Here is a 24187-nt window from a genome sequence, read left to right as displayed (position 1 = left end):
CCCTTTTGTCGCTGCCGCGCGCTGAAGGGATTCCCGATGAGAGCTGCCGTCCTATACGGAACCGCAGGGTCCATGATCCTGACCGCCCTCGTCGCCGCCCCGGCGGGCGGCGAACCGATCCGGCCGGAGCCGGCGGGCGCCGCCGAGATGCGCGGCACCGCCGTCGCCGCCGAACGCGCCGCGGCCGCGGGCATCCACTTCGGGAAGTGCTCCAAGGCGCAGCCGATCCCGGGTGATCTCCAGTGCGGCACGGTCACGGTGCCCCTCGACTACGCCCATCCCGACGGCAAGCGGATCAAGCTGACCGTCAGCCGTGTCAAGGCCACCGGCAAGGACGCCAGGAACTCCAAGCGGAAGGTGCCGCGCCAGGGCGCCTTCGTCTACAACCCCGGCGGCCCGGGCGCCTCCAGCATGTTCTTCCCGCTGATCGGCTTCCTCCCCGAGTGGAAGCCGATCGCGGCGGCCTACGACCTCGTCGGCTACGCCCCGCGCGGTGTCGACCGCTCCGCCCCGCTGTCCTGCCAGGACCCGAAGCACTTCGTGAAGGCGCCCTCGCAGTCGCCGACGTATCCCTCGGAGTCGTACAAGAAGGAGCGCATCGCGGAGGCGAAGGCGTACGCGCGCGGCTGCGCCCAGCGCTCGGGCAGCGCCCTGCGCCACTACACGTCGCTCAACAACGCCCGCGACCTGGATGTGCTGCGCGCCGCGCTCGGCGAGCAGAAGCTGACCTTCATGGGCGCCTCGTACGGGACGTACTTCGGCGCCCTCTACGCGACGCTGTTCCCCTCGCACGTACGCCGGATGGTCTTCGACTCGGCGGTGAATCCCGACCCCGACCAGATCTGGTACCGGAACAACCTCGCCCAGTCGGCCGCGTTCGAGGGCCGCTGGGAGGACTTCCGCGCCTGGATCGCCCGGCACGACAAGGTGTACGGGCTCGGCGCCACCCCCGAAGAGGTGCTGCACAGCTACGAGAAGGCGCGGGCGCAGCTGGCCGCGTCGCCCGCGGGCGGCAAGGTGGGGCCGGGCCAGTTGCAGGGCGCGTTCCTGCAGGCCGGGTACTACGACGACTACTGGCCGCAGAGCGCCATGGCGCTGTCCGCCTATCTGAAGGGCGACCCGAAGCCGCTGATCGAGCAGGCCGGTCCGCATCCGGAGGCCGCCGTCGAGCAGGAGAACGGCAGCGCGGTCTACACGGCCGTCGAGTGCAACGACGCGTCCTGGCCCACCGACTGGCGCACCTGGGACCGCGACAACACGCGCCTCGCGCGCAGGGCGCCGTTCGAGACGTGGGACAACGTGTGGATGAACCTGCCGTGCGCGTACTGGCCGGTGCCGCGGCAGGAGCCGCTCGATGTGCGGGCGCTGCCCGGGAAGCTGCCGCCGACCCTGATCCTGGCGGCCGACCGGGACGCGGCGACGCCGTACGACGGGGCCCTGGAGCTGGAGCGGCGGCTGTCGGGCTCGGTCCTGGTGACCGAGAACGGGGCCGGGACGCATGGCATCGGGGGCGGGCCCAACCAGTGCGTCAACGGCTACCTCGACGCGTATGTGCTGGAGGGCCGGCTCCCTGAGCGCAGTGCGGCGTGCGCGCCGCACGCGCAGCCGAAGCCGGCGGCGCCGGGCGGTCGTTCGAAGAGTGCGGAGAGCTCAACAGGCTCAGCAGGCCCGGAAAGCTGGAAGAGCTCATCGCACTCCGAGGACTCGAAGACCGCCCGACAGGCGCCCTGATCAGGCGAGACCCGCGACCAGTTCGGCGATGTCCTTGCGGCGGCCCGTGTAGAACGGGACCTCCTCGCGGACGTGCATACGGGCCTCGGAGGCGCGCAGATGACGCATGAGGTCGACGATGCGGTACAGCTCGTCGGCCTCGAAGGCCAGCAGCCACTCGTAGTCACCGAGGGAGAACGAGGCGACCGTGTTGGCGCGCACGTCCGGGTAGCCGCGGGCCATCTTGCCGTGGTCGGCGAGCATGCGGCGGCGGTCCTCGTCGGGCAGCAGGTACCAGTCGTAGGAGCGCACGAAGGGGTAGACGCTCACATAGTTGCGCGGCGTCTCGTCCGCGAGGAACGCCGGGATGTGCGAGCGGTTGAACTCGGCGGGGCGGTGCAGCGCCATGTTCGACCAGACCGGCTCCAGGGCGCGGCCCAGCTTGGTGCGGCGGAAGAGGTTGTACGCCTCCTGGAGCTGGTCGGCGGTCTCGGCGTGCCACCAGATCATGAGGTCGGCGTCGGCGCGCAGCCCCGACACGTCGTACGTGCCGCGGACGGTGACGTCCTTCGCGGCGAGCTGGTCGAAGAGCTCCTGGACCTCGTCGGCGTAACCGGCGCGGTCTTCGGGCAGCACGTCCTTCAGCTTGAAGACGGACCACAGGGTGTAGCGGATGACCTCGTTGAGGTCCTTGGCCAACTTGCCCTTGTTCGGGATCTTGGCGGGGCCGGTGGTGGGGGCGTCGTCACTCATGGGGCTATTCTCCCGCTCCGCCGTGGAGGCTCTGCACCGGGTTCGCCCTCAGCGCGTCCAGGCCGGTGCCGTCGCCGCCGAGCTGGTCGACCGCGGCGTACGCGCTCGCGATGCACGCGGGGATGCCGACCCCGTCGTACGCCGCGCCGCACACGGCGAGGCCCGGGAGCTTGCCGACGTGTTCGCGGATGCGGGCCACGCGCGCGTGGTGCCCGACGGGGTACTGCGGCAGCCCCTCGTCCCACCGGGTCACCCGGGTCGCGAGGGGCTCGGCGGCCAGGCCGGTCGCTTCCCGCAGATCGTGCCGGGACACCTTCACGAGGTCGGCGTCCTCCCGGCCGAGGATCTCCGTCTCGCCGTACCGCCCGACGGATGTGCGCAGGACGAGCAGGTCAGGGTTCTCCTCGGCGATCCAGCCCCACTTCTGGGAGGCGAAGGTGGACGCCTTGATGGTGTGCCCGTCGACGGGCGGCACCAGGAAACCGCTCCCTTCGGGGAGGGTGATGTCGCCGCGCCGGTAGGCGAGGGTGACCAGCGCCATGGAGGCGTACTCCACGGCGGCCAGCTCCGTCGCGGCGGCGGGTGCCTCGGCGCGCAGCAGCGTGGCGGCCGCCGGGGCGGGCAGGGCGAGGACGACGGCGTCCGCTCGGAGCGCTCGGCCCGCGGCGACGACCTGCCAGCCGACGCCCCCGGCGCGGCGCAGTTCTGTCACCGGGGCGCCGGTGACGATCTCGCCGCCCCGCGCGCGGACCGACTCGGCCACCGTCAGCGGCAGTTGACCGACACCGCCCTCGATGCCCATGAACACCGGGCCGGTCTGCTGGGCCGCGGCCGCCTTCGCCTGGATCTCGCGGACCGCCTCCGTCAGGGAGGTGTGGGTGCGGGCGGCCGCGAAGAGCTGGGGGACGGCCAGGCGCAGGGAGATGCGGTAGGCGTCGCCCGCGTAGACACCGCCGAGGAGGGGCTCGACCAGGCGGTCGACGACCTCGCGGCCGAGGCGGGCCGCCACGTACTCCCCCACCGCCACGTCGTCGCCCACCTCTGTGCGGGGCAGGTCGGCGTCGCGCTCGATGCGGTGCAGGCCCTCGTCGGAGAGGATCCCGGAGAGGGCGGACGCGGTGCCGGGGACGCCCATGACATGGCCCTTGGGCATCGGGCGCAGCGCGCCGCGGGTCCACAGGAAGGCCGTCGCCGTGGCGGGCGGCTGGAGGCGGTCGGCGAGGCCGACCTCGCGGGCGAGGGCCACCGCCTCGGGGCGGCGCGCGAGCATCGACTCGGCGCCGAGGTCGACCCGCGCGCCCTCGATCTCGCCGGGCAGCAGCTTGCCGCCGACGCGGTCCGACGCCTCCAGGACGGTCACGCGCGCGCCGCGGCCCAGCAATCGGTGAGCGGCGGCCAGACCGGCGATCCCGCCCCCGATGACCACGACGTGTCCCGTACCCGTACGAGTCTCCTCTTCGCGCATGCCTCCACCCTCTCAGACCCCACCGACACTCCCCTCAGGAGTCCGGTGTCCCGCACGAGTCCTGACCGTGACCGCATCGGGACCGGATCAGGCCAACGTCCCGGCCCGTCCGGGCGTCGAAGGAGCGTCAGTCGACGCGATCCTCGGGGGTAGGCCCTTATGCGCACACGAAACTCCGCACGCTCCGCACGGCCCGTCCAGGTCCTGGCGGGGACGCTACTCGCCGCCGCCCTGGCGCTGACGGGCTGCAGCGGTGCCAACGACAGCGCGAGCAGCAGCGACGCCGGGGGCGCTGCCGACAAGGCGGCCGCCCAGGACGCCGGGAAGGCCGAACCGGGCGCCGCGGGCAGCAGCCGGGCGAACGGCTCCAAGGCCACCGCTCCGCCCAAGCTGACCGCGAGCCACATCATCCGCACCGCCTCCCTGACCGTGCAGGTCAAGGACGTTCCCAAGGCTCTGGACGACACCCGCACCACGGCCGAGAACGCGGGCGGCTACGTCGGCAACGAGACCACCACCCGCGACGGCAAGGGCCACGAGCGCACGCGCGTCGTGCTGCGCGTGCCCACCGAGCGGTACGACGAGGTACTCGCCGACCTGGAGGGCGCGGGCAAGGTCATCGAGCGGACGGCCAAGGCACAGGACGTCACCGACCAGGTCGTGGACGTGGACAGCCGCATCAAGTCGCAGCGCGCCAGCGTGGCCCGGGTCCGCGAACTCATGGACAAGGCGACCAAGCTCAGCGATGTGGTCACCCTGGAAGGCGAGTTGAGCAGCCGTGAGTCCGACCTGGAGGCGCTGCTCGCCCAGCAGGCGTCCCTGAAGGACCGCACCAGCCTGGCCACCATCACGCTCTCGCTGTCCGAGACCCCGGTGAAGAAGGCCGAGAAGAAGGACGACGACCCGGGCTTCGTGGACGCGGTCACGGGCGGCTGGAACGCCTTCGTCACGATGCTGCGCTGGATCGCCATGGCGCTCGGCGCGGTCCTCCCGTTCGCGGCGGGCGCGGCACTGCTCGTGCTGCTGTGGGTACGTCTCGTACTGCCCCGTCTCTCGCGTCGCGCGGCACCGGCGACGGCCCCCGTTCCGGCGACGACGGGCTCGCTGCCCGCGGCTCCGCCGGTGTCCGGAGAGGGTGGCGAGGAGGACTGAAATGCCGGGCCCCCGTAGCGTGTTCGTATGAGCATGAGCCGTACGGGCGGTAAGGGCGGGGCCAGGGAACGACTGGTCGTGATCGGCGGTGACGCGGCGGGCATGTCCGCCGCGTCACAGGCACGCCGGCTGCGGGGGCCGGACGAGCTGGAGATCGTGGCGTTCGAGCGGGGGCACTTCACCTCCTACTCGGCGTGCGGGATCCCCTACTGGGTGGGCGGTGACGTCCCCGAACGGGACCGGCTGATCGCGCGGACGCCCGAGGAGCACCGGGAGCGCGCCATCGACCTGCGGATGCGGACGGAGGTCACGGAGATCGACGTCGAGGGCGCCCGCGTCCGCTCCCGGGACCTCGAATCCGGGGCCGAGGAGTGGACGTCGTACGACAAACTCGTGATCGCGACCGGCGCACGCCCGATCCGCCCCGACCTGCCGGGCGCCGACGCTCCGGGCGTGCACGGTGTGCAGACCCTGGACGACGGCCAGGCCCTCCTGGACACGCTGGCGGCCACGGAGGGCCGTCGCGCGGTGGTCGTCGGGGCGGGCTACATCGGTGTGGAGATGGCCGAGGCGCTCATCAACCGCGGGTACGAGGTGACGGTCGTCAACCGCGGCAAGGAGCCGATGTCCACGCTCGACCCGGACATGGGCCGCCTGGTGCACACGGCCATGGAGGCCATGGGCATCACCATGGTCGACGACGCCGAGGTCACCAAGATCCTCACCGGTGAGGACGGCAGGGTCCGCGCGATCGCCACGGAGGACGCCGAGTACCCGGCGGACGTGGTGGTCCTCGGCATCGGCGTACGCCCCGAAACGACGCTCGCCAAGGCGGCCGGCCTGCCCCTGGGCGAGCACGGCGGGCTGCTCACCGACCTGGCGATGCGGGTGCGCGGGCACGAGAACATCTGGGCGGGCGGCGACTGCGTCGAGGTGCTCGACCTGGTCTCCGGCCGCGAACGGCACATCGCGCTGGGCACGCACGCCAACAAGCACGGGCAGGTCATCGGCTCCAACGTGGGCGGCGGGTACGCCACGTTCCCCGGTGTCGTCGGCACGGCGGTGAGCAAGGTCTGCGACCTGGAGATCGCCCGCACCGGGCTCCGCGAGAAGGACGCTCGCAGGGCGGGCCTCCAGTTCGAGACCGTCACCATCGAGTCGACCAGCCGCGCCGGCTACTACCCGAACGCCGCCCTCATGACCGTGAAAATGCTCGCCGAACGCCGCACCGGCCGCCTCCTCGGCGTCCAGATCGTCGGCCGCGAGGGCGCCGCGAAACGCGTCGACATCGCCGCGGTGGCCTTGACCGCGGGCATGACGGTGGAACAGATGACAGCTTTGGACCTGGGGTACGCGCCCCCGTTCTCACCGGTCTGGGACCCCGTGCTGGTCGCGGCCCGCAAGGCGGTAGCAAAGGTACGTAAAAACGCCGGGTAACAGGAGCGCCCCAAAGGGGCGCGGGGAACTGCGCGACCAGCCACACACAACCGGCAGCCAACACTCGACCCCAGCCCCCGCGGCGCGATTACGCGGACTCGTGCCCGGCCGTCCCATTGATCCGGTCGATCGCCTGCCGGGCCTGCTCCGCCGGCGGCCGCGCAGGCAACGACGAAACAGACGCCGGCGCCACAACCGCCGGAGGCGCCTGCGCCGGCTTCGCATGAGCCGCCGACCGGGCGGACCGCAACCGATGACTGACGGCTTCGTCCAGCGTCACCGGCCGCTGCATCCGCGCCGCGAGGCGCCCCGCCTCCTGGCCGAGCGCGGCGACGTCCTCCCACGGGAGGTGCAGCACCAGGGCGATTTCCGCCTCGCCGTCGGGCAGGGCATGCATCGGAGGAGTAACTCGGTCGTTCATCGCCTGTGTCCTCACGTCTTCCACGCGTCGCGTCTTCGTCGCGGCGCGGGCGGTTGAGGAGACATACGCACGAGGGGATGTCGGCGTTCAGCGACCGCGTGTCGAGGGCACTAGTTCCTTGTGGTCATCCCCGTCCATGACGTGAACCCGGTACGGCGCACGCCCTATGTGACGTACGCGCTGATCGCCGCGAATGTTCTCGTGTTCCTCTACACCCCCGGCATAGCCGGATCGGTGGCAGGGGACAGCGCCCTCTCGCAGCTGTGCCACCTCCACGCGTTCCTGGACCACTACGCCGCGGTGCCACAGGAGTTGATCCATCATCAGCTGCCCCGGACAGTGCCCACGGGCGAGGTGGGCGCCGGGCCGCAGGGCACCGGCTGTGTGGTCGGCCCGCCGAGCTACGACAAGTCGCCGCCGCTGTCGGTGTTCACGGCGATGTTCCTGCACGGGAGTTGGCTGCATCTGCTGGGCAACATGCTGTTCCTGCTGATCTTCGGCAACAACATCGAGGACCGCATGGGGCATGTGCGGTTCACGCTGTTCTACGTGGCCTGCGGCTACGCGGCCGGATACGGCTTCGCGCTCCTCAACGACACCTCGTCAGACCCGCTGATCGGCGCCTCGGGAGCGATCGCCGGGGTCCTCGGCGCCTATCTGGTGCTCTATCCGAAGGCCAGGGTCTGGGTTCTCGTCCCGTTCCTGGTCTTCCTGCCGCTGCGGCTGCCCGCGTGGATCGTGCTGGGCTTCTGGTTCGTGCTCCAGGCCGTGTACTCGTCCGGCAGCGGAGTCTCGACCGCGGGAACGGTGGCGTACTCGGCGCACGTGGTCGGCTTCCTCGCGGGCATGCTGCTCGCCTGGCCGCTGCGCCCGGGCACCCCGCCCCCACCGGAACCGCGCCGCCTGCTGTGGGGCAGGCAGGCGCGGCACAGTTGGTGAGGCGTCAGCGGGCCGTCCGCTCGTGGACGTACTCCGCGAGCCGGGTCAGCGCGTCCGGGTCGGTGGTCGGCGGGACGCCGTGGCCGAGGTTGAAGACATGGCCTTCGAGACCGGCGGCGGCGTCGAGCACCTCGCGGGTCTTCGTCTCCAAGGCCTCGGTCGAGGAGAACAGGACGGCCGGGTCGAGGTTGCCCTGGAGCGCCTTGCCGGGGCCGACGCGGCGGGCGGCCTCGTCGAGCGGGACACGCCAGTCGACGCCGACCACGTCGGCGCCCGCCTCGCCCATGAGGCCGAGGAGCTCACCGGTGCCGACACCGAAGTGGATGCGCGGGACGCCGTACCCGGCGACGGACTCGAAGACCTTGGTCGACGCCGGCATCACGGAGCGGCGGTAGTCGGCGGGTGCCAGGGCGCCGACCCAGGAGTCGAAGAGCTGGACGGCACTGGCGCCCGCCTCGATCTGCACCTTCAGGAACGCGGAGGTGATCTCGGCGAGTCGGTCGAGCAGGTCGGCCCACAGCTGCGGGTCGCCGTACATGAGCGCCTTGGTGTGCTCGTGGTTCTTGGACGGACCGCCCTCCACGAGGTAGCTCGCGAGGGTGAAAGGCGCGCCCGCGAAACCGATGAGCGGAGTGGAGCCGAGCTCGGCCGTCAGCAGCTTGATCGCCTCGGTGACGTACGACACGTCGTCGGGGGTCAGGTCGCGCAGCTGGGCCAGGTCGGCGCGGGTGCGGATCGGGTTCTCGACGACCGGGCCGACGCCCGGCTTGATGTCGAGGTCGATGCCGATGGCCTTCAGCGGGACCACGATGTCGCTGAAGTAGATCGCCGCGTCCACGTTGTGCCGGCGTACGGGCTGGAGCGTGATCTCGGTGACCAGCTCGGGCCGCATGCACGATTCCAGCATGGGGATGCCCTCGCGCACCTTGAGGTACTCGGGCAGCGAGCGACCGGCCTGCCGCATGAACCACACCGGCGTGTGCGGCACGGGCTCGCGCCTGCACGCCTTGAGGAAGGCGGACTCGTACGTGGCGGTCGGCGGCTGGCCGGAAGGGCCGTGGTTATCACTCACGACGCAAAGTCTCCCACGCCGCACCGACAACCAGGCCCGGGGGCAGCCGCGCCCCGAAAGGGGCGCGGGGCTGTGACATATGCGGCTCCGCCGCGTGGGCGCGAGCAACCCAAGACCACCCGCACCCGCCACAGAGCCGAACCCCCCGGACGATCCGCGAACGACCACCCACAGTCACGGTCACGAACACGACGAAACCAACCCGTTCCCGCCGAACCGCCGGAGGCAGGGGTGTCTCTCCCTGCGCAAAGGCTCCGTTCCCCTTAATCTTCCCCGCATGGCTGCGGCTCAGGGACGACTGTCGGACGGCGCTGGCGGAATGGACGATTCGAAGGAGGGGGACCGCAATGCGATGGAGACGGCTCCACCGCCCTTCCGGACCGCCGTCGACGCACTCAGGGCCGCGCGGCTGCGGCCGGAGATCGAGATCGACCCGACGCGCCCGCCGCAGCGCCTGGCCCCGTACGCGTACGCGCTGGAGGCCGCGGTCGTCGCGGACGACGAGGATCTGGCCGACGGCCGTCTCGTGCTGCTGCACGACCCGGCGGGGCACGACGCCTGGCAGGGCTCCTTCCGCCTGGTGACCCTGGTCCGCGCGGAGCTTGAGCCGGAGATGGCCGCCGACCCGCTGCTCCCCGAGGTCTGCTGGTCATGGCTGACCGGCGCGCTCCAGACCCGTGGTCTGTCGTACGGCGAACCGAGCGGCACCGTCACGCGCGCGAGCTCGCACTACTTCGGCGGCCTCGCGGAGCGCCCGGCCGCCTCCCAGATCGAGATCCGGGCGTCGTGGACGCCGCGTGAGGGCCTGGGCGGCGTTCCGGACACCGCCGCGCACCTCGCGGCATGGTGCGACCTGCTGTGCCAGATCGCCGGGCTCCCGCCGGTGAACCCGGGCGACGCGTCGGTGGTCTCCCTTCCGCAGCGCCGCGGCCCGCAGTCGCGCTGATTCCGCGCCCGATTCCGCCTGGTTCCGCAGGCCCGCCCTGGTTCCGCAGGCCCGCCATGCCCTGCCCACGGTCCCGCCGAACCGGCCGACCGGCACGCCGACTCGCGCACCTCATTACCCGTCCTTACCGGTTCTTTGTCGATACGACCACTTTCGGCCGCGTATCGACGTCGAGCGACTCGGTTCGATCTTCGGATGATCGATCGCGTGTCCGAATTGCACGGATTGTTACTCACCAAATCGTGATCATTCTCTAAAGGAGGACGGGTTTGGTGCCGAAGAGGTCTGTGACCTTGAAAGCACGGTTCGTCCCCGGCTTCATCCCCAGAGCCGGTACCGTCCCGCACCCCAGGAGGCCTGGTGTCCGTTCTCCTCGAGCAGCCCGCAAGCCTGGTCGCCTACCGCCCGAACAAGCCGACCGCCATGGTGGTCGTGGCCGACCCCCGGGTCCGCTCCACCGTCACCCGCCACCTGTGGGCGCTCGGAGTGCGCGACGTCATCGAGGCGTCGTCCGTCGCGGAGGCCCGTCCCCGAATCGGCAACCCGCGCGACATCTGTGTCGCCGATGTCCACCTGCCGGATGGTTCCGGCCTCACCCTCCTTTCCGAGACCAGAGCCGCCGGCTGGCCCAATGGCCTCGCTCTCTCCGCCGCCGACGACATCGGTGCCGTACGCAACGCCCTCGCGGGCGGCGTCAAGGGCTACGTCGTCACCGGCACCCGTACGAACGTCGGCCTCCCCACCCGGCCGGGCGCCGCGCCCATCGGCTCGGCCGCAGCCCGTATGCACCGCCGCCCCCCGGGTGCCCCGAGCCACCCGGGCGGCTACCGCGAGCTGTCCGGCCGTGAGGTCGAGGTGCTCCGCCTGGTCGCGGAGGGCCAGTCGAACAAGGCCATCGGCGTCTCCATGGGCCTGTCCGCACTGACCGTCAAGAGCCACCTCGCCCGCATCGCCCGCAAGCTCGGCACGGGCGACCGCGCCGGGATGGTGGCGGTGGCCCTGCGCACCGGGATCATCCACTGAGCCCACACCGAGTCCACTTGGACCAACCGGGCCCCGTGACCTGTGAGCCCGTCGAAACCACCGATTCCACCGACCCCGCACCCCGTCCCCACCGACCGTGAACCGGATCTTTCACTGACCTGACTGGTTTACGACCCTCAGACGCCCGCCGACGGAACGTTCCGTCGGCGGGCGTTGTCCATACACAGATACCCTTGACAGGTGACCGACGCCCAAGAGACCGCAGCAGACAGCTCACTGCGAACCACCGGAGGCGCCCCTCCGGACGACGTCGAACCGGCGCCGATCCCTTTGCTTGAGCCCCGAGACGGCATTCCGCCCGTGATCGCCGACGAAGCCTCGCTCGCCGAGGTGATCGCCGCCTTCGCCGCCGGATCCGGCCCCGTCGCCGTGGACGCCGAACGCGCGTCCGGGTACCGATACGGCCAGCGCGCCTATCTGGTGCAGCTGCGCCGTGAGGGCGCGGGCACCGCGCTCATCGATCCCGTCGCCTGCCCCGACCTCTCCGGCCTCGGCGAGGCCATCTCCGGAGTCGAGTGGGTGCTGCACGCCGCCACCCAGGACCTGCCCTGTCTCCGCGAGATAGGCATGGTGCCGACGCGGCTCTTCGACACCGAGCTGGCCGGGCGCCTGGCCGGGTTCCCCCGGGTGGGCCTCGGCGCGATGGTCGAGAGCGTGCTCGGCTTCGTACTGGAGAAGGGGCACTCCGCGGTCGACTGGTCGACGCGTCCGCTGCCCGAGCCGTGGCTGCGCTATGCCGCGCTCGACGTGGAGCTGCTCGTCGACCTGCGCGACGCCCTGGAGAAGGAGCTCGACCGGCAGGGCAAGCTGGACTGGGCCCGGCAGGAGTTCGACGCGATCGCGCAGGCCGAGCCCGCGCCGCCGCGCAAGGACCCCTGGCGCCGTACGTCCGGGATGCACAAGGTGCGCCGCCGCCGGCAGATGGCGGTCGTACGGGAGCTGTGGGAGGCCCGGGACCGGATCGCGCAGCGGCGGGACATCTCGCCGGGCAAGGTGCTCGGGGACGCGGCCATTGTGGAGGCCGCGCTCTCTCTTCCGGTCAACGTGGCTGCGCTCGCCGCGCTGAACGGGTTCGGACACCGGATGGGGCGGCGGCAGCTGGAGCAGTGGCAGGCCGCCGTGGATCGCGCGAAGGCGCTGCCGGACTCCGAGCTGCCGCAGCCGGGGCAGCCCGTCACCGGGCCTCCGCCGCCGCGGGCCTGGGCCGACAAGGACCCGGCCGCCGCGGCTCGGCTGTCCGCCGCGCGGGCCGCCGTGTCGGCGCTGGCCGAGGAGCTCAACATGCCTCAGGAGAACCTGATCACTCCGGACACGGTGCGGAGGGTTTGCTGGGAGCCGCCGGGTTCGCTGGACTCGGGGGCCGTGGCTGCCGCGCTTGCCGGGTACGGGGCGCGGGCTTGGCAGGTCGAGCTGGTTGCTCCGGTGCTGGTTGCTGCGCTGGCTGTGAAGGGTGCGTCGGCGCCATAACGGGTTCTGACGTGTGGCGGGTGCGGGTTGTCTGTGGCTGGTCGCGCCCACGCGGCAGAGCCGCATATGTCACAGCCCCGCGCCCCTTACGGGGCGCGTGTTACTTCGTTGCGCCTCTCATGAAGCCGTTGTAGATGAACCTCTGGAGGAACAGGAAGACGATCAAGGTCGGCAGGATGACGAGCACCGCTCCTGCCGAGATCGTCTCCCAGTGGGCTCCGAAAGGGCCTCTGAAGCGGAAGAGCGACGTCGAGATCACGCCAAGATCTTCGGACGGCATGTAGAGGAAGGGGATGTAGAAGTCGTTGTAGACGGTGATCCCCTTCACGATCACGACGGTCGCGATCGCGGGCTTGAGCAGCGGGAGAATGATCTTCCAGTAGATCGTGAAGGTGTTGGCGCCGTCTAGGCGGGCGGACTCGTCCAGGGAGATCGGGATCGACCGGACGAACTGCAGGAAGATGTAGATCGACACGATGTCGGTGCCCATGTAGAGCACGATCGGGGCCCAGCGGGTGTCGAAGAGGCCGAAGCTGTTGACGATCTGGAAGGTCGCCACCTGGGTCGTCACGCCGGGGACCAGGGCGGCGATCAGGAACAGGGCCACCACCAGCTTCTTGAAGCGGAAGGTGAAGCGGTCGATGGCGTAGGCCGTCATCGAGCCGATGAGGACCGTGCCGCCGATGGCGAAGAGCAGGATGAAGGCCGTGTTGCCGAACGCCGAGAGCATCCGGCCGTCCTGGAACGCCGTCACGTAGTTGTGGAAGTTCAGCAGGTTGTCGGGGAGCGTGAGGGCTCCGCTGTCGTCCGCCATCTCCCGCGAGGACTTGAGGGACGTCAGGACGACCACGCCGAGCGGGAGCAGCACGACGACCGCCGCGAGGATCAGCGACAGGTACACGAGGGTGCGGGCCAGCGCGCGGCGCGTCATCCGAGGTCCATCCTGTTGTCGGCGGAGTCAGGAACGAGGCGCCGCTGCAACCAGGTCACCGCCAGGATGATCAGCAGCAGCACGACCGCGGCCGCCGAGGCGAGCCCCGTCTTGTTGAACTGGAAGGCCAGCTTGACCGTCTGGATCACGAAGGTCTCGGTGCCGGTCGCTCCGCCGGTCATGATGTAGGGGATCTCGAAGACCGACAGCGAGCCGGAGATCGAGAGGATCACGGTCAGGCTCAGGACCGGTCTGATGCCGGGCGCGATGATGTACCGGAACTGGTGCCAGCGGCCGGCGCCGTCCAGTTCGGCGGCCTCGTACAACTCCCCCGGGATGGACTGGATCGCGCCCAGGAACAGGACGAAGTTCAGGCCCATGTAGCGCCACACCGAGACGCCGGCGAGGGAGACGTTCGCGGAGGTCGGAGTGCCGAGCCAGGCGTGGTCCGAGTGGTAGCCGAACAGGCCGAGCACCGCGTCGAGGGTGCCGCCGTCCTGGAAGAAGTAGAGGAAGACGAAACCGATCGCCACCCCGTTGATCAGATACGGGAAGAAGAGCACGCCCTTGAAGAAGTTCCGGAAGCGGATGTTGAAGCTGAGGATCGTCGCGAAATAGAGCGCGGCCACGATCTGCACCACGGAGGCGGCCAGGTAGTAGCCGCTGACGAAGAACACCTGGAAGAGGTCTTCCCTGGTGAAGATCTCGGTGTAGTTCTCGACCCCGGTGTAGTGCAGTTCGGGGCTCACTCCGTCCCAGTCGGTGAAGCTGTACGCGATCATGTTGGCGATCGGCGCGTAGGTGAACGTGATGAGCAGGGCGAGCGGGGCGATCAGGAAGAGCCAGGGGGTGAGGCCCCGCCACAGCCGTGCCGTGCGCGGGGGCGGCGCCGGTCGGGGGGCGGCCGGAGCGACCGCCCCCGCGGCCGTGGAGGCCGCCTTCTCGGTGGTGTCCGTCATCAGGGGCCCACGGTCTTCCGGGCGTCGGCCCACTTCTTGGAGAGGTCGCTCAGGAAGCTGTCCAGGCTGCCCTTCCTGGCTCCGCGGGCGAGGTCGACGAGGTTCTGCCGGTACTCGGGCTTGTTGATGCCGACTTCGGACTGGTCGTCGATGGCCTTGACCTCGGCGCCCTTGGCGTCGGAGATCTCGATGAACTTCACGCCCTCGTCCTCGTACGGCTTCAGGACGTCGGGCAGCGGCGCGTCCTTGAGCGGTGAGATCGCCAGGTTGTCCTTGTCGTAGCCGGACTTGTCGGTGAACCAGTCGATCCAGGCGCGAGCCGCTTCCTTGTGCGGGGAGTGGACGTTGACGGCCAGGTTGTAGTCCGGGCCGACCACCGCGCAGAATTTTCCGCCCACTTGGGCCGGGAAGGGCATGAACCCGATGTCGTCCGGATCGATCCCGGCCTGCCGGGCGGCGTCCTGGAACTGGATGATCGCCCAGGTGCCGAGCCACTCCGTGGCGATCTGCCCCTTCGCCAACCGGGGCTTGGACGCCTCCCAGTTGGTGGTCGTCGGGTCCTTCTCGATCAGCCCCTGGTGCACGATGTCGTACAGGAGCGTGTCGCCGACTCTCAGGTCGGCGCCCTTCGCCCAGGGATCGCCTTCGGCCAGCTTGGTGGTCGCCTCGGTGTCGCAGCCGACCGAGCCGTTGACGGCCGTCCACGAGGTCAGCGGCCACTGGGCGGAGAAGTTGGTGTAGTACGGGGTCGCGTCGGTCCGGGACTTGATGGCCTTGAGGTCGGTGAGGAACTCGGCCGGGGTGGTGGGCCACCCGGTGACCCCGGCCTGCTGCCAGACCTTCTTGTTGTAGAGGAAGCCTGGGGTCACACCGATCGGGCTCTGCCCGTAGACCTTGCCGTCGACGGTGGTGAAGTCGGTGAACCGGTACTTCTTGGCGCGTTCGGCCCGGGTGCCGAGGGAGGCGAAGAACCTCGGGTAGTCGGTCTTCTTGATCACGGCGGGGATCAGCAGGACGTCGCCGTAGTTCTCCGTGTTCATCCGGATCTTGGCCTCGGTCTCGTAGTTCGTGAGGGCCTCGAACTCGACCTTGACCTTCGGATACGTCTTGTTGAACGCGGCGGCGTACTTCTTCATCGTGCCGTCCTGCACGAGGTCGGTCCGCTGGGTGAGGACCTTGATGGTCCCGGACACCGTCTTCGGGTCGTCGGGGGCCTTGGCGTCCGCGCCCTGCGACGAGCCTCCGGTCCCGGTGCAGCCCGATGCCAACAGGGCTCCGGCGAGGAGTGTTCCGGCGAGTGTCGTGCGGTGGTTCATCTGCACCAGCTCCGTTCACGTCGGTTGGCTGATTCGGCACTCTGACAGCCGTTGCTAAACCGGTAAAGTCCTTATTCCGCCAACGATTTCGAAATCTTTCGCGGCCTTGGGCATCTTCTGACTCGACCGGTTTAGGGAGTGCGCATGCTGGACGTCACACCGCTCACCGAGGGATGGACCCTGCGGCACGAGGGAGCCGCACTTCCGGCCGCGGTACCGGGCTGTGTGCACACGGATCTGCTGGCGGCCGGGGTCATTCCGGACCCGTTCCTCGGGCGGAACGAAACCGAGGTGGCGTGGGTGGGGCGGCGGGACTGGACGTACGAGATCGACGTACCCGCCTCCTCCGGGCACGAGCAGACCGACCTCGTCTTCGACGGTCTGGACACCGCCGCCGAGATCCGTCTGGGCGGTCCGGACGGTCAACTCCTGGGATCTGTACGGAACATGCACCGCTCGTACCGCTTCGACGTCACCGGCCTGACGGGCCCGCTCTCGGTGCGCTTCACCTCCGCGTACGCCGCGGCCGAGGCGGTGCGGGACCGGCTCGGCGAGCGGCCGAACGCGTATCCCGAGCCCTTCCAGTACCTCAGGAAGATGGCGTGCTCCTTCGGCTGGGACTGGGGGCCGACGCTGGTGACGGCCGGTATCTGGCGTCCGGTACGCCTTGAGCACTGGTCGACGGCGCGGATCGCGCGCGTGCGGCCACTGGTGACCGTCGAACACGGGCTGGGGCGGGTCGAGTTGGCCGTCGAGGTCGAGCGGACCAGGGTCGAGGCCGGCCTCACCGTGGAGGCCCGGGTCGGCGGGGTGCGCGCGAGCGCGGCGGTCGACGGGACCAGCGGGGTCGTACGCCTCGAAGTCCCGGACGCCGAGCTGTGGTGGCCGCGCGGATACGGCGAACAGCCGCTGTACGACGCCGAGTTGACGCTCTCCGACGCACACGGTCCGCTCGATGTCTGGCGGCGCCGGATCGGCTTCCGGACCGTCGAGCTGGACACGTCGGCCGATGACCACGGCACCGGCTTCACCTTCGTCGTGAACGGTGAGCGGCTGTTCGCACGGGGCGTCAACTGGATCCCGGACGACGTCTTTCCGTCCCGCATCACCCGCGAGCGGTATCGCGAACGGCTCACGCGGGCGGCCGGCGCGGGCGTCGATCTCGTACGGATCTGGGGCGGCGGAATCTACGAGAGCGAGGACTTCTACGACGCCTGTGACGAACTGGGGCTGATGGTCTGGCAGGACTTTCCCTTCGCCTGCGCTGCCTATCCGGAGGAGCAGCCGTTGCGCGGCGAGGTGGAGGCCGAGGCGCGCGAGAACGTCGTACGGCTGATGCCGCACCCCTCGCTCGTGCTGTGGAACGGCAACAACGAGAACCTGTGGGGCTTCCGGGACTGGGGCTGGGAGCGGCGGCTGGCCGGGGACTCGTGGGGTGAGGGGTACTACCTGGGGCTACTGCCGCGTGTGGTCGCCGAGTTGGATCCGACGCGGCCGTACACGGCGGGCAGCCCCTGGTCCGGTTCCTGGGACCACCACCCGAACGACCCGGCGCACGGGACTCACCACTCCTGGGAGGTCTGGAACCGCGACGACTACGCCGGCTACCGGCTCCAAGTCCCCCGTTTCGTGGCCGAGTTCGGCTGGCAGGCACCACCCGCGTACGCGACACTGCGGCGCGCGCTGCCCGGCGAGACGCTCGCCCCCGACTCCCCCGGCATGCTGCACCACCAGAAGGCTGACGACGGGAACGGCAAGCTGGAGCGCGGACTCGCCCGGCACTTCCCCGCTCCCCAAGGGGGCTTCTCGGCAGGCGACTTCGACCGGTGGCACTACCTCACCCAGGTCAACCAGGCCCGCGCAGTCGCCGCCGGGATCGAGCACTGGCGCTCGCACTGGCCGGTGTGCGCGGGCACGATCGTCTGGCAGCTCAACGACTGCTGGCCGGTGACGTCCTGGTCCGCGATCGACGGGGACGGGCGGACCAAGCCGCTCTACCACGAGCTGCGCCGGCTGTACGCCGACCGGCTGCTGACGCTGCAACCCCGGGGCGGGGGGCTGGTGTTGGCCGCCGTGAACCAGGCGGCGGACGCGTGGACGCCGTCGCTCGTGCTGCGGCGGATGTCCGTCGACGGAGCCGTCGTGGCCGAGGCGAGCGTCGGGCTGTCGGCCGCCGCGCGTACGGTCGCCGAGGTCCGCGTGGAGCGAGAGCTGGAGCCCGTGGGGCCCAAGGAGTTCCTCGTGGCGGACACGGACGGGCTGCGCGCGCTGCACTTCCCCGTGCCGGACCGCGAAGTCCCTTACCCGAAACCGGAGTTCGACGTGACGGTCGCGCCGGGCGCGGTGACCGTGACGGCCCACACCCTCGTACGGGATCTGCTGTTGCAGGCCGACCGGCTCGACCCCGGCGCCGAGACCGACACCGGGCTGATCACCCTGCTCCCCGGCGAACAGGTCACCATGGGCGTACGCGGCTGGGAGACTCCTGACGCGGCCACCGCCCGGTCCGCCCTGTACTGCGTGGAGCCGACCCGATGACGACAGCGCCGACCCCCCGCGTGACCATCAAGGACGTCGCCGCGCGCGCCGGGGTGTCCAAGGGAGCGGTGTCGCTCGCCTTCAACCACAAGCCGGGGCTCTCCGACGCCACCCGGGACCGGATCTTCGAGGCGGCCCGTGAGCTGGGCTGGGCGCCGAACCTCGCCGCGCGGTCGCTGTCGAACCAGCGGGTGGACGTGGTCGGACTCGCGATCTGCCGGCCGGCGAAGCTGCTGGGGCTCGAACCCTTCTACATGGAGTTCATCTCCGGCGTGGAGAGCGTGCTGACCGAGCATTCATGCTCGCTGCTGCTGCGGCTCGTACGGAATCTGGAGGAGGAGGTCGGGCTCCAGGACGCGTGGTGGAAGGGGAAGCAGGTCAGCGGGTCGATTCTGGTCGACTTCCGGGACGGCGATCCTCGGGTGGCGGCGGTGGAGCGCCTGGGCATGCCCGTCGTCGCGGTCGGGCATCCGTCGCTCACCGGCAGCCTCACCTCCGTGTGGACCGATGACGCGACCGCCGTCACGGAGGCCGTGCGGTATCTCGCGGCGCTCGGGCATCGGAGGATCGCCCGGGTGGGGGGTGCGGCGGCGCTGGGGCATACGTCGATTCGCACGGCCGCGTTCGACGAGGTGGGGCGGGGGCTGGGGCTTGAGGGGGCGTGGCAGGTGGCGACGGATTTCTCGGGGGATGCGGGGGCTCGGGCGACGCGGTCCTTGTTGACCGCGGCGGCTTCTGATCGGCCCAGCGCGATTGTGTACGACAACGACATCATGGCTGTGGCGGGGTTGTCGGTGGCGGCCGAGATGGGGTTGTCGGTGCCGGGGGATGTTTCTTTGCTGGCGTGGGACGACTCGCAGTTGTGCCGGCTGACGCATCCGACGTTGTCCGCGATGAGTCATGACGTGCATGGGTTCGGGGCGGAGGTGGCTCGGACCTTGTTCGGGGTGATCACTGGGGAGGGTGGGGGGTCGCATCCTGTGGCTACGCCTGTGCTTACTCCTCGGGGGTCTACTGCGCCGCCCAGGGGGTGACGGGGGACGTCGTGTGCGGTCTGCGGGCCGTTTGTGGCTTGTCGCGCCCACGCGGCGGAGCCGCATATGTCACAGCCCCGCGCCCCTGACGGGGCGCTGCCGTACAGGGGGGTTTTGATGTGACCTTCGCCGCTCCCGCTCTCGGGACTGGGCAGGGTGGTTACTCGTAAGTAGCATGTGGGGGTGAGCGCGCGCTCAGTCGCGTGTGTCGCGCAGCAGTGCCATCCCGCATCTGGAGGAGAGCCATCGTGCCTCGTACCGTCAGGGACGTCGTCTTCGTCGACGGCGTCCGCACCCCGTTCGGCAAGGCGGGCCCGAAGGGCATCTACCACGAGACCCGCGCCGACGACCTCGTCGTGAAGGCGATCCGGGAGCTGCTGCGCCGCAACCCGGGTCTCGACCCGAAGAAGATCGACGAGGTCGCCATCGCCGCGACCACGCAGATCGGTGACCAGGGCCTGACGCTCGGCCGCACGGCCGGCATCCTGGCCGGGCTGCCGCAGTCGGTCCCCGGCTACTCGATCGACCGCATGTGCGCGGGCGCGCTGACCGCCGTCACCGCCACCGCGGGCTCCATCGCCTTCGGTGCGTACGACGCCGTCATCGCCGGTGGTGTCGAGCACATGGGTCGCCACCCCATGGGTGAGGGCGTGGACCCGAACCCGCGGTTCGTCAGCGAGAAGCTGGTCGACGAGTCCGCCCTGTTCATGGGCATGACCGCCGAGAACCTGCACGACCGCTACCCGCACATCACGAAGCTTCGCGCCGACGAGTACGCCGTGCGCTCGCAGGAGAAGGCCGCCAAGGCGTACGCCAACGGCAAGATCCAGCAGGACCTGGTGCCGATCTCGGTGCGCAACACCAACGCGGAGGTCGGTGAGACCGGCTGGGGCCTCGTCACCGCCGACGAGCCGATGCGCCCGGGTACCACGCTGGAGAACCTGGCCGGTCTGAAGACGCCGTTCCGCGTCCACGGCCGGGTCACCGCCGGTAACGCGGCCGGTCTGAACGACGGCGCCACCGCGTCGATCATCGCGTCCGAGGACTTCGCCCGCGAGAACAACCTGCCGGTCAGGATGCGGCTCGTCTCGTACGCCTTCGCGGGCGTCGAGCCGGAGGTCATGGGTTACGGCCCGATCCCGGCGACGGAGAAGGCGCTGGCGAAGGCCGGTCTCTCCATCGAGGACATCAACCTCTTCGAGATCAACGAGGCCTTCGCCATCCAGGTCCTCGCGTTCCTCGACCACTACGGCATCGCCGACGACGACGCGCGCGTCAACCAGTACGGCGGCGCCATCGCGTACGGCCACCCGCTGGCCTCCTCCGGCGTCCGTCTGATGACGCAGCTGGCCCGCCAGTTCGAGGAGCAGCCGGAGGTCCGTTACGGCCTCACCACCATGTGCGTCGGCTTCGGCATGGGCGCCACGGTGATCTGGGAGAACCCGCACCACAAGGACGCCGGAGGCGACAAGTGAGCACCACCGAACTCCTCAAGGGCGCGGCCGAGCTGTTCCCCGACGAGGTCGTGACCTCGGCGAACGTACGCCACCTCGACCTGCCGTTCGGCGCCGGGCGCTTCGCGCTCATCACGCTGGACAACGGCTTCGACCACACCAAGCCGACCACCTTCGGCCCGGCGTCGCTGGCGAATCTGAACTCCGCCATCGACCAGGTCGAGAAGGAGGCGGCGGCCGGCGAGATCGTCGGTGTCGGCGTCACCGGCAAGCCGTTCATCTTCGCGGTCGGCGCGGACCTCAAGGGCGTCGAGCTGCTGAAGAAGCACGACGACGCGCTCGCCATCGGCAAGGGCGGCCACGAGGTCTTCAAGCGCCTGTCGGGCCTCGCGGTCCCGACCTTCGCGTACTACAACGGTGCGGCGATGGGCGGTGGCGTCGAGGTCGGTCTGCACTGCGCGTACCGCACGGTCTCCAAGGCGCTGCCCGCCTTCTCCCTCCCCGAGGTCTTCCTCGGTCTGGTCCCCGGATGGGGCGGCTGCACGATCCTGCCGAACCTGATCGGTGCGGACAAGGCCGTCTCGGTGATCATCGAGAACTCGCTCAACCAGAACAAGCAGCTCAAGGGCCAGCAGGTCTTCGACCTCGGTATCGCCGACGCGATCTTCGAGGGCGCGGACTTCCTGGAGCAGTCGCTGCTGTGGACGGCTTCCGTCCTCAAGGGTGACGTCACCGTCGAGCGCCCCGAGATCGACCGCGGTGAGGCCTGGGACCAGGCCGTCGCGCGCGGCCGTTTCATCGCCGACAGCAAGGTGCACGGGGCGGCTCCGGCCGCGTACCGCGCCCTGGACATCATCGAGGCGTCCAAGGACGGTGACCTGCAGAAGGGTTACGACGCCGAGGACGTGGCGCTCGCCGACCTGATCATGGGTGGCGAACTGCGCTCCGGCATCTACGCGTTCAACCTGGTCCAGAAGCGCGGCAAGCGCCCCGCGGGCGCCCCGGACAAGTCCCTCGCGCGTCCGGTCACCAAGGTGGGCGTCGTGGGCGCGGGCCTGATGGCCTCGCAGCTCGCCCTGCTCTTCCTGCGCCGCCTCGAAGTGCCGGTCGTCCTCACGGACATCGACCAGGAGCGCGTCGACAAGGGTGTGGGCTACGTCCACGCCGAGATCGACAAGCTGCTGTCGAAGTCCCGCATCAACCAGGACAAGGCCAACCGCCTCAAGGCGCTGGTCACCGGTGTGCTGGACAAGGCCGAGGGCTTCTCCGACGCCGACTTCATCATCGAGGCCGTCTTCGAGGAGATCGGCGTCAAGCAGCAGGTGTTCGCCGAGGTCGAGGCCGTCGCCCCGGCGCACGCGATCCTCGCGACGAACACGTCCTCGCTGTCGGTGACGGAGATGGCGTCGAAGCTGAAGAACCCCGAGCGGGTCGTCGGCTTCCACTTCTTCAACCCGGTCGCGATCCTCCCGCTGCTGGAGATCGTGCGCGGCGAGCAGACGGACGACGCCTCTCTCGCCACGGCGTTCGGTGTCGCCAAGAAGCTGAAGAAGACGGCGGTTCTGGTGAAGGACGCCCCGGCGTTCGTCGTGAACCGCATCCTCACCCGCTTCATGGGCGAGATCCAGAACGTCATCGACGAGGGCACGTCGGTCGAGGTCGCGGAGAAGGCGGTCGAGCCGCTGGGTCTGCCGATGTCGCCGCTGGTGCTCCTCGAACTGGTCGGCCCGGCCATCGGTCTGCACGTCTCCGAGACCCTCAACCGTGCCTTCCCGGACCGCTTCACGGTCTCCCCGAACCTCGCGGCCGTCGTCAAGGCGGGCAAGCGCGGCTTCTACGTGTACGACAGCGGGAAGCCGGAGCTGGACCCCGAGGTCGCGGCGCTGCTGAAGCAGGGCGACGTCGTCCTCACCGAGGAGCAGGTCCGTGACCGCGTCCTGGACGCGGTGGCCCAGGAGATCGGTCTGATGCTCGACGAGGGTGTCGTCGCCGAGGCCCAGGACATCGACCTCTGCCTGATCACCGGTGCCGGCTGGCCCTTCCACCTGGGCGGTATCACTCCGTACCTGGACCGTGAGGGCGTCTCCGAGCGGGTGAACGGGAAGCGGTTCCTGGAGCCGGGCCTGGCTTCCGTCCCCGCGTAAGCGTTCCACTGGGTTCACCGGGTGCCCTGCACGCCTTCTTGGTGTGCAGGGCACCCGGCGTTTTTCGCCCCCGCCGGGGTAGTTCATCGGCTGCGGGCCGGTGGGGGCTGGTCGCGCAGTTCCCCGCGCCCCTGAAGACGCGGGGCTTCGCCCCGCGATCCCCCGCCCACCCCGGTTCGTTCGACTGCGGGTCGGTGGGGGTTCCCCTAAAAGATTGCGCAGTTCCCCGCGCCCCTTAAGGGGCGCGGGGAACTGCGCGAACGGCCCCCACCGGGCCGCAGCCAAAGCACAACCCACGGGGTCTGGGGCGGAGCCCCAGGAGGATGGGACGGGTAGGGGCGGCGGGGGCGAGGAAACCGGGCGTTACGCCGGGCGCCAGGCCTCCAGGGCGAGGCCGGGTTCGTGTTTGCGGTGGGTGAGGAGGAGGGCGCCGGTCTCGGGGGCGAGGCTCGCTGCGACGACGCGGCCGGTGTCGTCCTCCGCGAGGGACACCTGGGCGTCGGCGGGAAGCTGCGGCCCGGACTCCGCCCACCACGCCCCCGCCGACTCCTGCTCCGTCGGATACGCGGCGAAAGCAACCCGCCCACTCGCCGACCGCTGGGCGAGCAACGTGCAGTCGTAGCCATCGAGTTCGCAGCGAACGGCCGAGACGGGACCGGGCCCGGCGGCGGCCAGCAGGGGCACCGGCTTGCTGCCGGAGCGCCAGGCGCAGAGGTCACCCGTCTCGTCGGTGAAGAAGAGGGTGGTGGAGTCGGGGGAAGTGGCGAGGGCGCGGAGAGTGCCCGGGCGTACCGGGGTCTCCAGGGCCTCCTGGAGGACAGGCTGCGCGCCCGGCTCCGCCTGGCGCCAGTGCAGGATGCCGCCCGGGACGGCCGCGTACAGCTCGACGCGCCCGGACTCCCCGGTCACGGCCGCCAAGTCCCCTTGTACGTCACGCCCCTTGAGGTCGCGCCAGGGATCCCAGCCGCCCTTCGCCTTCTGCGCGACCATGCTCACTCCGCCGCCCTTGTTGCGCACGAAGACATGGGCGCGTCCCTCGGCGTCGACCGCGACGGCGGGCGTCCCGGTACGGTCGCCCTTCTTGTCGGGGTGCCCGATCGGATTCCAGTCGAGGGCGGCCAGACGCGGACGGAAGTGCGTGGAGTGGACCAGGCCCGATTCGCCGGTGACGGTCGGGCGCCACGAGACGAGATGGGCGTAGCCGTCGGGGCCCTGGCCCACGGCGAGTACGGGATGCAGGCGTTGGGCGCCGCCCACGGTGCGCGGAGGATCCCAGGGGCCGCCGGGGCCGCGCTCGGCCCGGCAGCGGACGGCGGCCTCCGACAGCAGGTACGCACAGAGCCTGCCGTCGCGGCCGCGTATGAGCCAGTCGCCGTTCACCGGTTCACTTTAGTCGGGGGCGGGC

19 protein-coding genes are annotated in these 24187 nt (G+C 70.3%); 11 read left to right on the top strand and 8 right to left on the bottom strand.

All coding sequences use genetic code 11. The annotated features are described in order from the left end of the window. The first annotated feature begins 36 nt into the window (after nt 1-36). Complete coding sequence (locus tag OG975_RS36360; protein ID WP_406333624.1) at nt 37-1731, top strand: alpha/beta hydrolase; 1695 nt, start codon at nt 37-39, stop codon at nt 1729-1731. On the opposite strand, the gene hemQ is transcribed toward OG975_RS36360, so the two are convergent. Beyond that, a complete protein-coding gene (gene hemQ, locus OG975_RS36355; protein ID WP_330307999.1) occupies nt 1732-2463 on the bottom strand; it encodes a hydrogen peroxide-dependent heme synthase in 732 nt (243 codons plus the stop codon). A 4-nt stretch (nt 2464-2467) separates the two neighbouring features. Then, entirely contained in the window at nt 2468-3928 is a 1461-nt protein-coding gene (gene hemG, locus OG975_RS36350) for a protoporphyrinogen oxidase (RefSeq protein WP_406333622.1), read from the bottom strand. Between the two features lie 159 nt (nt 3929-4087). Here hemG and OG975_RS36345 point away from each other — a divergent pair, with 159 nt between their 5' ends. Further along, nucleotides 4088-5080 (top strand): DUF4349 domain-containing protein, encoded by a 993-nt coding sequence (locus OG975_RS36345; RefSeq protein WP_406333620.1) that lies wholly within the window; start codon nt 4088-4090, stop codon nt 5078-5080. Between the two features lie 27 nt (nt 5081-5107). Continuing rightward, entirely contained in the window at nt 5108-6517 is a 1410-nt protein-coding gene (locus OG975_RS36340) for an FAD-dependent oxidoreductase (protein WP_406333618.1), read from the top strand. An 88-nt stretch (nt 6518-6605) separates the two neighbouring features. On the opposite strand, the gene OG975_RS36335 is transcribed toward OG975_RS36340, so the two are convergent. Then, nucleotides 6606-6938 carry a hypothetical protein gene (locus OG975_RS36335; protein ID WP_381263734.1) on the bottom strand — a complete coding sequence of 111 codons (333 nt, stop codon included), beginning with the start codon at nt 6936-6938 and terminating at the stop codon, nt 6606-6608. Nucleotides 6939-7058: 120 nt separating this feature from the next. Between OG975_RS36335 and OG975_RS36330 the strand changes: the two genes are divergently transcribed. After that, nucleotides 7059-7877 carry a rhomboid family intramembrane serine protease gene (locus OG975_RS36330; protein WP_406333616.1) on the top strand — a complete coding sequence of 273 codons (819 nt, stop codon included), beginning with the start codon at nt 7059-7061 and terminating at the stop codon, nt 7875-7877. 4 nt (nt 7878-7881) lie between these two features. Here OG975_RS36330 and hemE read toward each other — a convergent pair whose 3' ends face one another. After that, complete coding sequence (gene hemE / locus OG975_RS36325; RefSeq protein WP_406333614.1) at nt 7882-8949, bottom strand: uroporphyrinogen decarboxylase; 1068 nt, start codon at nt 8947-8949, stop codon at nt 7882-7884. A gap of 319 nt (nt 8950-9268) precedes the next feature. Between hemE and OG975_RS36320 the strand changes: the two genes are divergently transcribed. From OG975_RS36320 to OG975_RS36310, 3 genes are all read left to right on the top strand, one after another. After that, nucleotides 9269-9895: a DUF3000 domain-containing protein gene (locus OG975_RS36320; RefSeq protein ID WP_406333612.1), complete on the top strand. Its 627-nt coding sequence runs from the start codon at nt 9269-9271 to the stop codon at nt 9893-9895. A 360-nt stretch (nt 9896-10255) separates the two neighbouring features. Then, entirely contained in the window at nt 10256-10918 is a 663-nt protein-coding gene (locus OG975_RS36315; protein ID WP_019073943.1) for a response regulator transcription factor, read from the top strand. A gap of 201 nt (nt 10919-11119) precedes the next feature. After that, nucleotides 11120-12406: an HRDC domain-containing protein gene (locus tag OG975_RS36310; RefSeq protein ID WP_406333610.1), complete on the top strand. Its 1287-nt coding sequence runs from the start codon at nt 11120-11122 to the stop codon at nt 12404-12406. Nucleotides 12407-12506: 100 nt separating this feature from the next. On the opposite strand, the gene OG975_RS36305 is transcribed toward OG975_RS36310, so the two are convergent. The 3 genes from OG975_RS36305 to OG975_RS36295 are packed head-to-tail and all read right to left on the bottom strand — an operon-like array spanning nt 12507 to nt 15612. Continuing rightward, the gene (locus OG975_RS36305; RefSeq protein ID WP_406333608.1) at nt 12507-13337 is read right to left on the bottom strand and encodes a carbohydrate ABC transporter permease; all 831 of its coding nucleotides are present in this window, start codon (nt 13335-13337) and stop codon (nt 12507-12509) included. Next, nucleotides 13334-14296, bottom strand: coding sequence for a carbohydrate ABC transporter permease (locus OG975_RS36300; RefSeq protein ID WP_406333606.1), 963 nt, complete (start codon nt 14294-14296; stop codon nt 13334-13336). Before OG975_RS36300 ends, OG975_RS36305 begins: the two co-directional genes overlap by 4 nt. After that, complete coding sequence (locus OG975_RS36295; protein ID WP_406333604.1) at nt 14296-15612, bottom strand: extracellular solute-binding protein; 1317 nt, start codon at nt 15610-15612, stop codon at nt 14296-14298. Before OG975_RS36295 ends, OG975_RS36300 begins: the two co-directional genes overlap by 1 nt. A 144-nt stretch (nt 15613-15756) precedes the next feature. Between OG975_RS36295 and OG975_RS36290 the strand changes: the two genes are divergently transcribed. From OG975_RS36290 to OG975_RS36275, 4 genes are all read left to right on the top strand, one after another. Then, nucleotides 15757-18150, top strand: a complete 2394-nt coding sequence (locus OG975_RS36290; RefSeq protein ID WP_406333602.1) for a glycoside hydrolase family 2 protein — start codon at nt 15757-15759, stop codon at nt 18148-18150. Continuing rightward, entirely contained in the window at nt 18147-19184 is a 1038-nt protein-coding gene (locus OG975_RS36285; RefSeq protein WP_406333600.1) for a LacI family DNA-binding transcriptional regulator, read from the top strand. The genes OG975_RS36290 and OG975_RS36285 overlap by 4 nt, the downstream gene beginning before the upstream one ends. Before the next feature lie 248 nt (nt 19185-19432). Beyond that, complete coding sequence (locus OG975_RS36280; RefSeq protein WP_327432497.1) at nt 19433-20659, top strand: acetyl-CoA C-acyltransferase; 1227 nt, start codon at nt 19433-19435, stop codon at nt 20657-20659. Then, nucleotides 20656-22782: a 3-hydroxyacyl-CoA dehydrogenase NAD-binding domain-containing protein gene (locus OG975_RS36275; RefSeq protein ID WP_406333598.1), complete on the top strand. Its 2127-nt coding sequence runs from the start codon at nt 20656-20658 to the stop codon at nt 22780-22782. The genes OG975_RS36280 and OG975_RS36275 overlap by 4 nt, the downstream gene beginning before the upstream one ends. Before the next feature lie 363 nt (nt 22783-23145). Here the strand turns inward: OG975_RS36275 and OG975_RS36270 are convergent, their stop codons facing one another. Beyond that, the gene (locus OG975_RS36270) at nt 23146-24162 is read right to left on the bottom strand and encodes a hypothetical protein (RefSeq protein WP_406333596.1); all 1017 of its coding nucleotides are present in this window, start codon (nt 24160-24162) and stop codon (nt 23146-23148) included. Nucleotides 24163-24187 lie beyond the last annotated feature (25 nt).

This window comes from Streptomyces sp. NBC_00203 (assembly GCF_045206325.1).
Classification (GTDB): Bacteria; Actinomycetota; Actinomycetes; order Streptomycetales; family Streptomycetaceae; genus Streptomyces; species Streptomyces lutosisoli.
This window is presented reverse-complemented; position numbering and strand designations above follow the sequence as displayed.

Bases quoted from the DNA above. Each gene is read 5' to 3' on its own strand.
- OG975_RS36360 (WP_406333624.1), top strand. From the start codon at position 37: ATGAGAGCTGCCGTCCTATACGGAACCGCAGGGTCCATGATCCTGACC.
- hemQ (WP_330307999.1), bottom strand. From the start codon at position 2,463: ATGAGTGACGACGCCCCCACCACCGGCCCCGCCAAGATCCCGAACAAG.
- hemG (WP_406333622.1), bottom strand. From the start codon at position 3,928: ATGCGCGAAGAGGAGACTCGTACGGGTACGGGACACGTCGTGGTCATC.
- OG975_RS36345 (WP_406333620.1), top strand. From the start codon at position 4,088: ATGCGCACACGAAACTCCGCACGCTCCGCACGGCCCGTCCAGGTCCTG.
- OG975_RS36340 (WP_406333618.1), top strand. From the start codon at position 5,108: ATGAGCATGAGCCGTACGGGCGGTAAGGGCGGGGCCAGGGAACGACTG.
- OG975_RS36335 (WP_381263734.1), bottom strand. From the start codon at position 6,938: ATGAACGACCGAGTTACTCCTCCGATGCATGCCCTGCCCGACGGCGAG.
- OG975_RS36320 (WP_406333612.1), top strand. From the start codon at position 9,269: ATGGACGATTCGAAGGAGGGGGACCGCAATGCGATGGAGACGGCTCCA.
- OG975_RS36305 (WP_406333608.1), bottom strand. From the start codon at position 13,337: ATGACGCGCCGCGCGCTGGCCCGCACCCTCGTGTACCTGTCGCTGATC.
- OG975_RS36300 (WP_406333606.1), bottom strand. From the start codon at position 14,296: ATGACGGACACCACCGAGAAGGCGGCCTCCACGGCCGCGGGGGCGGTC.
- OG975_RS36295 (WP_406333604.1), bottom strand. From the start codon at position 15,612: ATGAACCACCGCACGACACTCGCCGGAACACTCCTCGCCGGAGCCCTG.
- OG975_RS36290 (WP_406333602.1), top strand. From the start codon at position 15,757: ATGCTGGACGTCACACCGCTCACCGAGGGATGGACCCTGCGGCACGAG.
- OG975_RS36285 (WP_406333600.1), top strand. From the start codon at position 18,147: ATGACGACAGCGCCGACCCCCCGCGTGACCATCAAGGACGTCGCCGCG.